This window comes from Streptococcus urinalis 2285-97 (genome assembly GCF_000188055.2).
Classification (GTDB): Bacteria; Bacillota; Bacilli; order Lactobacillales; family Streptococcaceae; genus Streptococcus; species Streptococcus urinalis.
Genome location: NZ_AEUZ02000001.1, coordinates 1,501,351 through 1,515,787 on the forward strand (window position 1 = coordinate 1,501,351; position 14,437 = coordinate 1,515,787).

Consider the following 14,437-nt stretch of genomic DNA (forward strand, 5'->3'; position numbering starts at 1 on the left):
TTGGGAAAAATAATCTGTGAAGGTTTCCCTTCCTACCTATTAGGGGAAGAATGAAGGCATTTAGTCCAAAAAGTTTCAAAAAATTTTTTCTTCTATAAATAACTATTGAGCGACTTCCCATCGCTCAATTTTTTATATTTTTTTGAATCTGTTTAGACTAAAACGCAAAAAAGTCCCCCTAGTAGGTGTAAGGGAAAGAATAACCCAAACAAACCTAAAGGAGGACTTTCTATGGAAAACACCATAAACCATCAAGAACAAGAAGACTTGACAGACACACTCATCGCCATCAGCGTTATCGCTAGGCTCTTAGCTCGTAAGTTACAAAAGGAGGAAACTAAATGAGTCAACATAAACAACTACTTGAACTAATTACAGAGATGGAAGGCACAGCTAAATACTACCTACGCTTGGTAGATGAGTTCAAGAAACTCCTCTCTAGCGAGGAAGAAACTGAAACAACTTCTGAAGAACCAAAACCAGAGCCACAAAAGGTACTTAAATTGGAAGATGTTCGAGCCGTTCTTGCGACTAAGGCCAAAGATGGCTACAAGAATGAGGTTCGTGCTCTTCTCAATAAATATGGAGCTGAATCATTATCTGCTTTAGCCACTGAGCACTACGCAGCTGTTCTTGAAGAAGCTGGAGGAATTGGTCATGACTAACCATGCCATCCTGTCTGCTTCTGCCTCACACCGTTGGCTCAACTGTCCACCGTCCGTTCGATTGACGGAAGACATGCCAGATGTGACCTTAGAGTTTGCTCTTGAAGGATCAGACGCTCACGAGCTATGTGCTTATCTTATTGAGAAGGCATTGGGTAGGAAGGTGCGTGATCCAACTAAGGACTTATCCTTCTACAATGAAGAAATGCAAAACTGTGCCGAGGAATATCGCAACTACGTCATGGAGCAAGTTGAGAAAGCTAAAGGCTACTCTCGTGACCCAACAGTTCTGGTTGAGCAACGACTGGACTTCTCTAAATGGGTACCTGAAGGCTTTGGAACAGGCGACTGTCTGATTGTAGCAGACGGACTGCTTCAAGTTATCGACTACAAACACGGACTTGGCGTTTTAGTTGATGCAGACCACAACCCACAGATGATGTGCTACGCTCTTGGAGCTCTGGAGATGTTTGTTGGGCTCTATGATTTTGACAAAGTCACTATGACCATCTTTCAACCACGGAAGAACCACATCTCCACCTTTGAGATAGATAAGGTTGAACTGCTTGATTGGGCGGAAAACGAACTCTCACCCAAAGCTGAACTTGCCTTCAAAGGGGAAGGGGAGATGACCTCCGGTAAACACTGTCAGTTCTGTAAGCTCAAGAATGTCTGTCGCAAACGTGCAGAGGATAACTTGGCACTCGCCAAGATGGAATTTGCGAACCCTGCTACTCTAGACTATGAGGATATTGCAGAGATTTTACCTAAACTGGACTTGCTGGTTTCGTGGGCAAATGATGTCAAAGCCTATGCTTTGAAAGAAGCAACTGAAGGATACAATATTCCAGGCTACAAACTGGTAGAAGGACGTTCCGTTCGTAAGTTTTCAGACGAAGTTGCCGTCAGTCAAGCTGTGATTGAAGCTGGCTTTGACCCTTACGAAAAGAAACTCCTAACTATCACTGCCATGACTAAACTCCTTGGCAAGAAAACCTTTAATGACCTACTTGGTGGTCTGATTGTAAAACCAAGCGGTAAACCGACACTCGTTCCTCTTGATGATAGTCGTCAAGAGATGAACCTAGCAACAAATGAATTTAAAGAGGACTAATCTTATGACAATGAAAGCAAAAACAACAAAAGTGATCACTGGTAAAAACACACGCTTCAGCTACTTGAATGCCAATGAACCAAAATCCATCAATGGAAGTACACCAAAGTACAGTGTCTCCCTCATCATTCCAAAGGATGATATTGAGACCATCGATAAAATCAAAGCAGCAATTGAACTTGCCTACAAGGAAGGCGAATCTAAGCTCAAAGGTAATGGAAAATCTGTCCCAGCACTTTCTATCCTTAAAACACCGCTTCGTGACGGAGACTTAGAACGCCCTGATGACGAGGCTTATCGCAATGCTTACTTCGTCAATGCCAACTCGCCACATAAGCCTGGGATCGTTGACGGTAATCGCCAAGAGATTATCGATACTTCTGAGCTTTACTCAGGCATCTATGGTCGTGCGTCTATCTCCTTCTATGCCTTTAACTCTAACGGTAACAAGGGAATTGCTTGTGGACTTAACAACCTGCAAAAACTCCGTGACGGAGAACCACTTGGTGGACGTACTCGTGCAGAAGACGACTTTGCGACCGATGATGACGATGATTTCTTGAACTAGGATGATCGTATCAGATAATACTTCTGGTGGCAGCACTCCTGCCACCTTTTATGAAAGGACAAGAATGGAAAATGAAAGAATTGAGTATTGATATCGAAACATATTCAGAAGTTGATTTACGAAAATCTGGTGTCTACCGCTATGCAGAAGATCCTTCCTTTGAAATCCTTCTTCTTGCCGTATCAATCGACAATGGACCAGTGAGGGTTTATGACTTAACCATGGAAGAACTTCCCAAAGAGATTATTCAGGCTCTCGTTGATGACACTATTATTAAGTGGGCTTTTAATGCTTCCTTTGAGCGTATTTGTCTGTCTAACTGGATGAAAAAACATCACCCTGATTTCTTGACTGAGGAGTTCCTATCTCCAAACTCATGGCGATGCAGTATGGTTTGGTCAGCATATCTTGGCCTACCACTCTCACTTGAAGGAGTCGGAACTGTCCTCAAGCTAAAAGAACAGAAACTTAAAGAAGGTGGAGACTTAATCCGCTACTTCTGTCTCCCCTGTAAACCGACCAAGGTCAATGGTGGACGAACACGAAACTTTCCCAGTCACTCACCTGATAAATGGTCTGCTTTTATCGATTACAACCAGCGTGATGTTGAGGTGGAATTGGCCATCAAAGACAAACTCCGTAACCACCCTGTTCCTGACTTTGTTTGGGACGAATACCATCAAGACCAGAGCATCAATGACCGTGGAATTGGTATTGATGTGGACTTTGTCAAAGCAGCTATTGCCATTGACGGGGAAAGTAAGACTAAAATCCAAGAAGAACTAAAAGAGCTTACTGGACTTGAAAATCCCAACTCCGTTCTTCAGATGATTGCTTGGTTACGAGAACACGGAGTGACCACCGATTCACTGGATAAAAAAGCTGTTAAAGAACTTCTCAAAACCGTCGATGAAAAGACAGCCAAAGTCCTTAAGTTAAGACAACAGGCAGCTAAATCCAGCGTCTCTAAATACCAAGCTATGATGAACTGCGTCTGTAAGGATGGCAGGGCTAGAGGCATGTTCCAGTTCTATGGAGCCAATCGAACAGGTCGTTGGGCTGGACGCTTAGTGCAACTCCAGAACCTACCTCAGAACCATCTTCCTGACCTTGAGGAAGCTAGAAAACTTTTCAAAACTGGGGACTTAGGAGCTACTGATCTACTTTACGACACGCAGGATACCCTATCACAACTTATTCGAACTGCTTTTGTTCCAAGTAAGGGTAAGAAGTTCATTGTGTGTGACTTCTCTGCTATTGAGGCGCGTGTTTTGTCTCATCTTGCAGGAGAGGCATGGCGGAGCAAGGTCTTTGAGCAAGGGAAAGACATCTACTGCATATCTGCTTCACAGATGTTTGGAGTTCCAGTCGAGAAACATGGGCAAAACGCAGACCTTCGTCAAAAAGGGAAAATTGCGGAGTTGGCTTGTGGATATGGCGGAGCAGTTGGTGCTCTTAAAGCAATGGGAGCTATTGATATGGGACTTGAGGAACAGGAGCTGCAACCACTTGTAGATTCATGGCGACAGGCTAACCCCAACATAGTTCTCTTTTGGTGGGACGTGGATAGGGCTGTGAAAACTGCAGTCAAAGAGCAAGTCCAAACCGAGACGCATGGTATTCAATTCGAAGTTACCAAAGGGATGTTATTCATAACTCTCCCATCTGGACGCAAACTATCCTACGTTAAACCTAAAATAAGCGAGAACCAATTTAGTGGAGAATCTGTCACCTACGAAGGTACAGGAACTGCTAAACGCTGGGAACGACTTGAAAGTTATGGTCCAAAGTTTGTCGAAAATATCGTCCAGGCCATCAGCCGTGATATTCTTGCCTACTCGATGAGACAACTTAGTGAGTTCAAGATTGTTGGTCATGTTCATGATGAAGTCATCATTGAGTGTGAGAAAGACCAAAGCCTTGAAGATATAGCAAGTCTAATGGGTATAGCACCTAACTGGATGTCTGATATTAACCTCAGAGCTGATGGGTATGAATGCTCATTCTATCAGAAAGACTAGACACAAAAAACGGTTCACTACTAATTCAGGTAGTGAACCGTTTTATATGTGATAAAAACTATTTCCTTAATTGATTGATGAAATCTTCCTTGGAAATTGCTATTCCCAATTCATCATGAAAGTTGCGTAGAGTGCTAAATCGGTATGGGGTCAATGTTCTAAAAGTGACAGTTTCTCCCTTTTCAATCTTTGAACAAATCTCAATATACTTATTTACGTAATTCTTAACTCGTGAGAAAATACGATTTGAATTTCTTAGATAAAAAATCTTCTCATTTGGATTTTTAAAGTGATATATTCTTGAATTGTCAATATATTTTTCCTCAATAATCGTCAACTTACTGAAATCTAAAGTCTTCAGACACATTCTTCCATCGTGACGTCTATAGGTTGTGTAAGGAAATAAATGACTTGCATTCCTAAGATGCTCAGGAATACCGGAGCGAAGCGGAATTGCAATCAGTTGATTATTGATATCAAGAACCATAACACCATGGCCACGCGCATTATCTTCTTGAAACTCATCTAAATATTGGTAAGTATCGAAATAGTCTTGAGTTAATAGATGAAAATACAGACTATTCTTATTGATTTTTGACATAAACTAAATCTCTATCATACGAAAAAAGGGCCTTTCTTTTTAGAGTCGCGACCCTTACGACTACATCAACTTTAGAGTATTTTCTTTTTAGAGTCGGTATTACTCTCCGACTACTTCTACTTAAATTATACCAAAAACATCGCTAGTGTCAAATATAAACACTATTTCGGATTTAATTCCTTCAATAAGGCCGCCACCAGAGCACGAGCTTTTGGCAAGCGATAAAATCCTGTAGAACGTTTGACCCCAATCTTAATAAACACATCCTCAATGCTCTCATCAAACTCTTTGGCGAGTAAGCCCAAAGTGATATCATACAAATCCTTATCGGCCTGTTTTACTTTCTCAAGTAAATCTTGCAGCATTTCTGCGAACATGAATTCTTCTAGTTCTTCAGTAGAGCTGTGAAGAGTAGATTCATTCGTATCAATCCATTCTTCGTATGAAATAATCTCTTCAATATTTTTGGACTTACGTGTACGAAACTCATTCAAAAAGTTCTCAACAGCATCTTTGTAGATACGCTCTGTTTGATTATATTCTTCAGAATATACTGGGATAAAAGCAACCAATACATAAACATTTAACCGTTTAGCTGGTCTCCAAGACCGAAGGGTATCTCTTTTGAGACGCATATCCTCAATAACTTGTTGGTTCTCAACCAACATAGGAGCTAGCACCTGCCCCTCTAAAAGTCCCACTTCTAGCGAGCATTCCTGCTTTTGACATTCGTTATAAATATTGTCCTTGTTTGTCATGTTTTCCACTTTCTGTCGTAAGCAGAGAAACGTGACAATACAAAGAACTCTTAACAAAATTTTCTGACCACATCAGCAATTCCTCTGCTAATTCATGGTCAACTGACTTTACAAGCTGAACTGCACACCTAATTTGTACTCTTAAAGTCACGGTAAATTAGATTTACTAATTTACAAAGTATCATCATTAGGCACCAACCATCTCAAATTACCTACTAGCGCTATTCGGCAATTGAAGAATTTTACATTCGCAAAACTTTTTATGCGTTCGCAAATATATTTTTGAACATCGCAATCCTGTCATGATATAATAAACTTAATCATTAACGATTACTTTGTTCGACTCTATTGTATTAAATGAGATTTTGAATTCGGGGACAGATTAGTACAATACGGTACAGCTTGGTACAAAAATGAAAAGGAGATAATCACTTGGATTTTCCCACTTATTTTAGAATACTGAAAAAATATCTTGGAGATGGCGCGACTATCCCAGAGTTTTTTCGAGAACTCATTGAAATGATTACTGATGATGACGCCGAAGATATCATTAGTGCTTCTGGTATTACATCTGACAAAGCAGATAGTACGCTTATCTCTTATACAAAGCCCAAAAGAGGCTTCACCAAGAAGATGGCAAATCAATTGCTCTACCGGGTCAATTCAGCTAATATGACGGAGTCTATTGAAAGTAGGCCAGATGAAACTATTCAGTTACTAGCTAATGAATTTAATACTTATTATCCTGATATTACTGCTGAAAATGCCTCGCAAAGAATTCCAGAAATTTTCGTTGACTTCATTAGAGAGAAAGCTGGGATGGGAATATCAACCACAGCTCAAAAAGCTACATTTATTAACCAGTCGAATCAACTCAAAAAACAATATGGACAATTCTTACTGACGGAAGCAAATAACTGTTGTGCATTCCCAGGCTGTGATAGACCACTCATTTTAACAAGAGGTGGTTTAGCATCGGAAAACTATGAGGTTTCAACCATTGAAAAAGATAAGGACGCTGAACCACTGAATCTGATAGCCCTCTGCCCAGATTGTTTTTTAACCTATCAAGCAGAAAGTCGCAAAAAAATTGTAACAGCTCTAAAAAATGTTAAAAAGATTCTAGTCTCTGCACATAACAGCCAACAATCGATTTCTGATATGAAGTTAGATAGTGGAATTGTCTCAGTTTTGACTAGTCTCAATAAACTAAAATTTGATGAATATGATATCTCCTATGACCCGAAGCAATTGACTGATAAGATATCACCTGAGAACAATCGTACGCTTTATCAATTGGTTAAGAACCAAGTTATTGATAACTACTTAACCATTCAAAAAATCATTATAAATTTAGATAAACAAGGAAGAATCGATTACGAGGATATCCAATATCAAATGCGATCGATGTACAAAAAGTTAAAGGCTGCCAAGCATGGTAATCTTGAGATTTTCAATACTATTTCGGAAAAACTCCATAAAGCTACACTACAGGACATCTACTTCTGCCAGATGATTGTCTCTTACTTTATCCAAAAATGCGAGGTACTTGAATAATGCAATTACCAAATAAACTTTATTCCTATCAAAAAAGCACCCTAGCCTATTTACCTAGAGTGCTACATGAAATTAAAATGGGGAACTCAAATGTGAAAGATATCTTTCATACTATCTCAGAAGAGTTGGAGGATCCGACAGATTTCTTATCCATCATGGATTGCTTATATACATTAAACGCCATTGAAATGACCAATGAAGGAGAGGTAACATTATGCTTATAGAAATGTGGTCGCCAGTCTTTAAAAAGGATGGACAAACTCGGGAACCGATTCAATTTCACCCTGGATTAAACGTTATCATGGGTATGGACTTAGCTAATAATTCTATCGGCAAATCCTCTTCTTTATTAGCAATTGACTTCATATTCGGAGGTAATAGCTATCTAAAATCAATTGCGGTTAAGAAATTAGGTGATCATCCTATCTACTTCTGCTTTCAATTTGAGAAAAAGTTTTATTTTTCAAGAGATACAGCCAATCCTGATATCATTATAGTGTGTGACAAGAACTACTCTCCAACTGGTGAAATAATGGACCTTGGAACGTTTCTTAACAAACTTAAGAAACGATATCATTTGGAATCCTCCGATTTATCATTCCGATTAGCTATGAGTGGTTTCTTTAGAATTGCAGGGAAAAATAATCAAAATACCGATTTCCCGTTACAAGTTTATGCAAGCCAAAAATCTTCCGAATCCATTACAACCCTTATCCAACTATTTAATTTGTATGATAACATTGCACGATACAAAGAAAGACTTAAGGATAAGAGTGACCAGTTAACAACGTTTCGCAATGCTCGAAAATATGAATTTATCTCCAACTTAGTTGGTGGTAAAAAGCAATTCGAGCTCAACGTCTCAGAAATTAAAAGATTGGAATATGGCTTATCACACCTTCAAGATACTTATCAAGACAACATTTGTTCGGATGACATTGAGAAACATCAGCAAAAACTCCAGCTTAGAAATACTAAGTTGGAGCTAGAAAGTATTCTCCGTGATAAACAAAGACGTCTTAAGCTATTAGATATCAGTATCGAATTTGGTTTATATCCTACTGAATCTGACTTAACAGAGCTTCAGCAATACTTCCCTGATACTAATCTCAAGAAATTATATGAAGTTGAGACCTACCACAAAAAATTGGCAACTATTTTAGATTCCGAATTCTCAACCGAACGTGAATCCCTAGTAGGTGAGATTGACGAATTAGAGAGTCAATTAGTAACTCTAAACCAAGAACTTCAAGAACTAGGAAGCATCCCAAATCTTTCAACTGAGTTCTTAGAAAACTACTCTAAACTAACAGCAACGATCAATGCACTCAAAGAGCAAAACGAAGCCTATCTGAAAGAGTCTGCTTTATCAAAAGAAAAGTCAGAAGCAGACTCTGACTTGAAGCGTAGCACCGAAGATATACTAATAGAGTTAGAAGGAAAAATCAATGCTAAAATGCGAGAGTTCAATAATATTCTGTATCCAGATATTCGCAAAGCCCCTCAAATCAATCTCAAAGCTCATAACAGCTACTCCTTCTACACCCCAGATGATGATGGTACAGGAACTAAGTTCAAAGGGATGATTTTATTTGACCTAACCATGCTCTATCTCACTAACCTGCCAGCACTGGCACACGACTCATTACTCTTGAGTAATATTAGCTACCAAGCAACCGAAGCTCTGTTGAAGCTATATGACCAATCAAAATCACTAAATAAGCAGGTGTTTTTAGCTTTCGATAAAGCAAGCTCATACTCTCCAGAAGCTAATCAACTCTTATTAGAAAATACTGTATTGCGACTCTCTAGTAACGGAAATGAACTCTACGGTATTTCATGGAATAAAGGAGAAAACTCAGATGAAGTTTAGCTACAATAAATTATGGAAACTTCTCATTGATAAAGATTGGACAAAAACAAAGCTTAGACAAGAAGCTGGGATTAGTTCTTCCACGATCGCAAAATTAGGAAAAGGGGAAAATATCACTACTGATATTTTATTGAAAATTTGTATTACACTTGATTGTAAGATTGAAGATATAGTAGAAATTATAGATAATGATGATTAATTGTAAGCGCCCAATAACAAGGTACCTATCCTCTCTTCCAGTAATTCTGCTATACTGTAGAAAATAAGAATACTGGGGGATATCTGAATGACCAAACAACCTATTGTTCCTTTGGAACAACTACCCATTTCTCGAAAATTTGAGAAAAAGCGAAGAATGCTCTTATCTTTCGTTGTAAAGTGAGAGAGCTTGATCTCTCTTTTTACTCCCCTATCTCATCTGAACAAGCTATCGCTATCTTGGATAAGGTATTGTCCTATGACCATTAACTTAAGTGATTTAGGCCAGGTCTATCTGGTTTGTGGAAAAACAGATATGAGACAGGGCATTGATTCGCTCGCTTATCTTGTTAAAAGTCAATTTGACCTAGATCCCTTCTCAGGTCAGGTATTCCTCTTTTGTGGGGGGCGGAAGGATCGCTTTAAAGCTCTTTATTGGGATGGTCAAGGATTCTGGCTCCTCTACAAGCGTTTTGAAAAAGGAAAACTCACTTGGCCAAACAATGAGTATGACGTTAAGGCTCTGACTTCTGAACAATTAAACTGGCTAATGAAAGGATTTTTCATCACTCCTAACATAAACTGTACAAAAAGTCGTGATTTCTATTGAAATCATGGCTTTTCTTTAGGTATAATATAGAAAACATTAGGAGGAGATCATTTATGGAAGAATTACTTAAAATCATTAAACAGCAGTCTAATGAGATTGCTCTCCTTCGTGAACAAGTCGTTTATCTGACACAAAAAATTTATGGCAAATCATCTGAGAAAACGATTCAAATTAATGGGCAACTCAGTCTTTTTGAAGAAGAACAATTAACTGAAGAAAAAGCGGACTTACCCAGGTGAACTTGAAACCATTACCTATCAGCGTAAGAAGGCTAAAGGAAAACGTCAAACCATTCTGAACCAATTTAAAGCCGAAGAAAGACATTATCACCTAACAGAATGTGCTTGTCCAGATTGTCATGGGGCTCTCAAAGAAATTGGTGCAACCGTTCAGCGTCAAGAACTGGTCTTTATTCCAGCACAGCTGAAGAGAGTTGACCATATCCAGCATGCCTACAAATGTCTGGCTTGTAGTGAGAAGACTCTCAGTGATAAAATTATCAAAGCTCCCGTACCTAAAGCACCACTAGCACATAGTCTAGGGTCTGCTTCAATCATTGCTCATACGATTCATCAGAAGTTTCATCTTAAAGTACCGAATTATCGTCAGGAAGAAGATTGGACTAAACTTGGTTTGCCTATAACACGCAAAGAAATCGCTAACTGGCATATTAAGGCAAGTCAGTATTATTTTGAACCACTTTATGAGCTTTTACACCAGAAATTACTAGAACAGCCCGTCCTTCATGCGGATGAAACCAGCTATCGCGTTTTAGAAAGCGATAGCCAGCTAACTTACTATTGGACCTTCTTATCTGGTAAGGATGAGAAAGAAGTAATCACTCTTTATCATCACGATAAGCGTCGTAGTGGGCTAGTTGCCCAAGAATTTCTAGGTGATTACGCTGGTTATGTTCATTGCGATATGCATGGGGCTTATCGTCAATTGGAGACTGCCAAGGCAGATAAGAGTTCTCTGGTGTTCAAAGGGCTGTGCTATTGTGATAAGATGTTTGCCTTAGAGGAGTCATGGGCTGATTTATCTTTACAAGATCGCCTGATGAAACGCCAAGATGAGTTAGAACCTTTGATGGCAGAGTTCTTTGACTGGTGTCGCAGGCAGGCTGTTCTTCCAGGCTCTAAGTTGGGACGTGCCATTGACTATAGCCTTAAGTATGAAGAAACGTTTAGAACTGTACTTAAAGATGGTAGTCTCGTCTTATCCAATAATATGGCGGAACGTGCGATCAAGTCTTTGGTTATGAGACGTAAAAATTGGCTCTTTTCACAAAGCTTTGAGGGTGCTAAATCAAGTGCTATCATTATGTCTCTATTGGCAACAGCTAAACGACATCACTTGGATAGCGAAAAATATATAGGTTACCTACTAGAGAATCTTCCGAATGAGGAGATATTCGCCAAAAAGGAAGTTCTAGAGGCTTATTTGCCATGGGCAGAGAAGGTACAACAAAATTGTAGATAACAAAATCTTCCAGAGTCAGTGAACTTTGGAAGATTTTAATATACCTTGTTATTGGGCGCTTACGTTATGACTGCTAAACAAATTCAAGAACTCCAAAAACGAAATGCTCTTACAAAATCAAAAGTCTATCTAGATTATACATCTAGATAGACTTTCCAAGCATGATGCTTGAACATATTGAATACTCTATTTAGGTTGGAGAGAGATAATTAAACATAGATCATTCACACCGTAAAACGGAGAAAAGTTTAATGACATTTCAGGTCATAGGTCAAAAGATTTAATCCTCTTTTTTCTTAGAACCATACATAAGAGTGCTTATTAACAAAACAATTATTCCAAACAACGATAGATGAGTATTGATCTCGCCAGTAGAAGGAAGTTCAACAACACCATCTGCTTCAACTTCAGCTTTCTTATCTTTGCCTGCTTGGGCGGCATCTTCGGCTGCTTTCACGGCTGCTTCAGCTGCGGCTTCTGCGGCATCTTGGGAATCTGGTTTGCCGTTGCTATCCGCATCGTTGACGGTTACTTCTGATGTCGTTACTTGATCAAGACGTGCTTTCAACGCTTCTTTGACTGGGCCTTCTGGTAAGCTATCGACTAACGGAGTTGCTGTACCTTTCTTCTCAGTTGTGACATCGTTCAAGCCATCTACGGCTGATTTCTCATCTGGATTAACAACACCATCTGCTTCAACTTCAGCTTTCTTATCTTTGCCTGCTTGGGCGGCATCTTCGGCTGCTTTCACGGCTGCTTCAGCTGCGGCTTCTGCGGCATCTTGGGAATCTGGTTTGCCGTTGCTATCCGCATCGTTGACGGTTACTTCTGATGTCGTTACTTGATCAAGACGTGCTTTCAACGCTTCTTTGACTGGGCCTTCTGGTAAGCTATCGACTAACGGAGTTGCTGTACCTTTCTTCTCAGTTGTGACATCGTTCAAGCCATCTACGGCTGATTTCTCATCTGGATTAACAACACCATCTGCTTCAACTTCAGCTTTCTTATCTTTGCCTGCTTGGGCGGCATCTTCGGCTGCTTTCACGGCTGCTTCAGCTGCGGAAACTCTTAGAGCAACTATACTATCAGTTATAATCTTAACTGCATCATCTACTTTATCTTGGCTTGTAAAACTATCGTTTACTACTACTTGACCTTTTTTGATAGAATCATCGTAAGCCGTTTGTTTTGTTTTATCTGCATTAACATATATATCAGTTAACTTCAAATTAGAATCATTATCTAAAAGTCGTTGTAATTCTTCTTTCTCAACCTTTTTATAAGTATAGGTAATAGTTTGAATACCTGAATTGAAATTAATTGTGTTACTGTCCTGATATCCTACTGCAGTAGGAGCATTAGTCCTCTTAAATGTATAATTAGGTAACATCAATTTATCCGACAAATCTAGAGATTGATAAGTCAGACCTGAGTATAGCTTTTCTTTAATAACATTTCCAGTTGAATCATCAACATACAATAATTTTATATAGCTACCACCTGAAGAATACTCAAACCTAGTTAAATCAAATTGTTGTAAATTTGTTCCTGACCCAGTAGAAGCAAAAATCGCAAAGCCCAACTCTTCTCTTCCCTTAGCCTGGTTAGTAGTTAGTCTACTTTTATCTAAATAGGTTTGAATATTTTTTGTGAATATTTGTCCATCATATGTCACTGTCATAGCCTTTGATTGTCCATTATAATCAACAATCACATTTTTAAATTCGTTATTATGCGGTTGTGACTCTAATCTTCGAGCATCTTGCAACAATGTAATTGCTTTTCCACTAGCATCTGTGCCATAAAAGGCACCAAAAGCCCCATTTTGATATCCACTAAACTTAGGATCCGCTCCTGCTTTCTGATTTACATTAGGGTTTGAGGTATTATGCCATGTGTCGAACTTAAACCCAAAAGAATTTGGAAGGCCACCTAATCCAATACTCGCTCCTGATAGTCCAATTGTCCCTGGTGCAGTTGAAGTAAAAGCAAAAGAAACTCCATCTCCACCGCTTCTTCCACCAACGTTGTATCCTTCATATTTATCACCTAAACTTAATCTACCTTCTAGTCTAAAAGATTCATTCATATCAATTCTTTTATTCAAAAGTAAACTTCCAGCTTGACCTGAAACATCTTCAGTTAGTACAACAGGATTTTGGTCATCACCATGTGCTGTTCCTCTAACTTCAAAGTGGTCAACCATATTATTTTTAGTGACAATTAGATGAGCTTTATCCACATACTCAGCAGATCCCAATGGAAACTCTTGACTACTAGATTCTCTATCAGATAAATTTAATGAACGACGTGACCTTACTTTTGGTTTATCTACACTATCTCTTGAAGGTAACTGATATTTATCTGAGTACTCCTGCTTGTTTGGAGTATCCTGAAGGGTATATACCGTATCCTGTTCTTCCTTATTTTGATGTTCACCAGATACTTCGCTTCCCCTATTATTATCAACACTAGCTTTCTCCAAACTTTCATCAGCATCATCTATAGAACGCATTGTATTTACAGGAGGTACAGTAATATCTTTTTCACTTACAGTTTCTCCCAAATCATTAACTTTATCTGTATCTTCTGATGAGATATTAGAGTCTTCACTGATACCAGATTCCGAAATTTTAACCACATCATCAGGATTTATATTTTCTGTATGACCTGCTGAAACTACAGTATCTGAATTAATTGTATTGTCCACTGAGGTTACTTCAGCCGCTTGTGTTACCTCTGCACTCATAGCACTTGACTCATCCGCCAAAACAGAATGACTATTCATTCCTAAAAATAATAACCCGACTAATACAGAAGCAGCACCAAACTTAAACTTCTTAATCGAAAAGCGTTGTTTCGTCTGTGAAGCATCGTATTGTGTCCCTCTTGCCTTACTAAACATACGTAGTCTCCTTTTTTATTTTGTATATTTTTATACAAAATTAAGTCTACCTGTTTAGGAGTTTGATTAGAATATCTCTATTTAT

14 protein-coding genes are annotated in these 14,437 nt (G+C 38.9%); 11 read left to right on the top strand and 3 right to left on the bottom strand.

Annotated features, from left to right (window positions below; all coding sequences use genetic code 11):
* Positions 1-341: 341 nt before the first annotated feature.
* From STRUR_RS07655 to STRUR_RS07670, 4 genes are read left to right on the top strand one after another with little or no spacing between them, the layout of a single operon-like run.
* Entirely contained in the window at positions 342-665 is a 324-nt protein-coding gene (locus tag STRUR_RS07655; protein ID WP_000077670.1) for a hypothetical protein, read from the top strand.
* Entirely contained in the window at positions 658-1,779 is a 1,122-nt protein-coding gene (locus STRUR_RS07660; protein ID WP_003047230.1) for a DUF2800 domain-containing protein, read from the top strand. The genes STRUR_RS07655 and STRUR_RS07660 overlap by 8 nt, the downstream gene beginning before the upstream one ends.
* Before the next feature lie 4 nt (positions 1,780-1,783).
* On the top strand, positions 1,784-2,347 hold the full coding sequence (locus STRUR_RS07665) for a DUF2815 family protein (protein WP_003047229.1): 564 nt from the start codon (positions 1,784-1,786) through the stop codon (positions 2,345-2,347).
* Positions 2,348-2,397: 50 nt separating this feature from the next.
* Positions 2,398-4,368 carry a DNA polymerase gene (locus STRUR_RS07670; protein WP_003047228.1) on the top strand — a complete coding sequence of 657 codons (1,971 nt, stop codon included), beginning with the start codon at positions 2,398-2,400 and terminating at the stop codon, positions 4,366-4,368.
* 58 nt (positions 4,369-4,426) lie between these two features.
* Here the strand turns inward: STRUR_RS07670 and STRUR_RS07675 are convergent, their stop codons facing one another.
* A complete protein-coding gene (locus tag STRUR_RS07675) occupies positions 4,427-4,969 on the bottom strand; it encodes a hypothetical protein (RefSeq protein ID WP_003047227.1) in 543 nt (180 codons plus the stop codon).
* Positions 4,970-5,130: 161 nt separating this feature from the next.
* Positions 5,131-5,727 (bottom strand): hypothetical protein, encoded by a 597-nt coding sequence (locus STRUR_RS07680; protein ID WP_000182251.1) that lies wholly within the window; start codon positions 5,725-5,727, stop codon positions 5,131-5,133.
* A gap of 432 nt (positions 5,728-6,159) precedes the next feature.
* Here STRUR_RS07680 and STRUR_RS07685 point away from each other — a divergent pair, with 432 nt between their 5' ends.
* The 7 genes from STRUR_RS07685 to tnpC all read left to right on the top strand — a co-directional run bounded on the left by STRUR_RS07685 (position 6,160) and on the right by tnpC (position 11,447).
* Positions 6,160-7,284, top strand: a complete 1,125-nt coding sequence (locus STRUR_RS07685; protein ID WP_003047226.1) for an ABC-three component system protein — start codon at positions 6,160-6,162, stop codon at positions 7,282-7,284.
* Entirely contained in the window at positions 7,284-7,508 is a 225-nt protein-coding gene (locus STRUR_RS07690) for an ABC-three component system middle component 7 (protein WP_001176802.1), read from the top strand. The genes STRUR_RS07685 and STRUR_RS07690 overlap by 1 nt, the downstream gene beginning before the upstream one ends.
* Complete coding sequence (locus STRUR_RS11630; protein WP_000904398.1) at positions 7,499-9,157, top strand: DUF2326 domain-containing protein; 1,659 nt, start codon at positions 7,499-7,501, stop codon at positions 9,155-9,157. The genes STRUR_RS07690 and STRUR_RS11630 overlap by 10 nt, the downstream gene beginning before the upstream one ends.
* The gene (locus STRUR_RS07700) at positions 9,147-9,356 is read left to right on the top strand and encodes a helix-turn-helix domain-containing protein (RefSeq protein ID WP_000673009.1); all 210 of its coding nucleotides are present in this window, start codon (positions 9,147-9,149) and stop codon (positions 9,354-9,356) included. The genes STRUR_RS11630 and STRUR_RS07700 overlap by 11 nt, the downstream gene beginning before the upstream one ends.
* Before the next feature lie 258 nt (positions 9,357-9,614).
* Complete coding sequence (gene tnpB, locus STRUR_RS07705) at positions 9,615-9,965, top strand: IS66 family insertion sequence element accessory protein TnpB (RefSeq protein ID WP_000154547.1); 351 nt, start codon at positions 9,615-9,617, stop codon at positions 9,963-9,965.
* A gap of 53 nt (positions 9,966-10,018) precedes the next feature.
* Entirely contained in the window at positions 10,019-10,204 is a 186-nt protein-coding gene (locus STRUR_RS07710; RefSeq protein ID WP_000391861.1) for an IS66 family transposase, read from the top strand.
* The gene (tnpC, locus tag STRUR_RS07715; RefSeq protein ID WP_071659975.1) at positions 10,176-11,447 is read left to right on the top strand and encodes an IS66 family transposase; all 1,272 of its coding nucleotides are present in this window, start codon (positions 10,176-10,178) and stop codon (positions 11,445-11,447) included. Before STRUR_RS07710 ends, tnpC begins: the two co-directional genes overlap by 29 nt.
* 280 nt (positions 11,448-11,727) lie before the next feature.
* Here the strand turns inward: tnpC and STRUR_RS07720 are convergent, their stop codons facing one another.
* Entirely contained in the window at positions 11,728-14,352 is a 2,625-nt protein-coding gene (locus tag STRUR_RS07720) for a GA-like domain-containing protein (protein WP_006740417.1), read from the bottom strand.
* Positions 14,353-14,437: the final 85 nt, after the last annotated feature.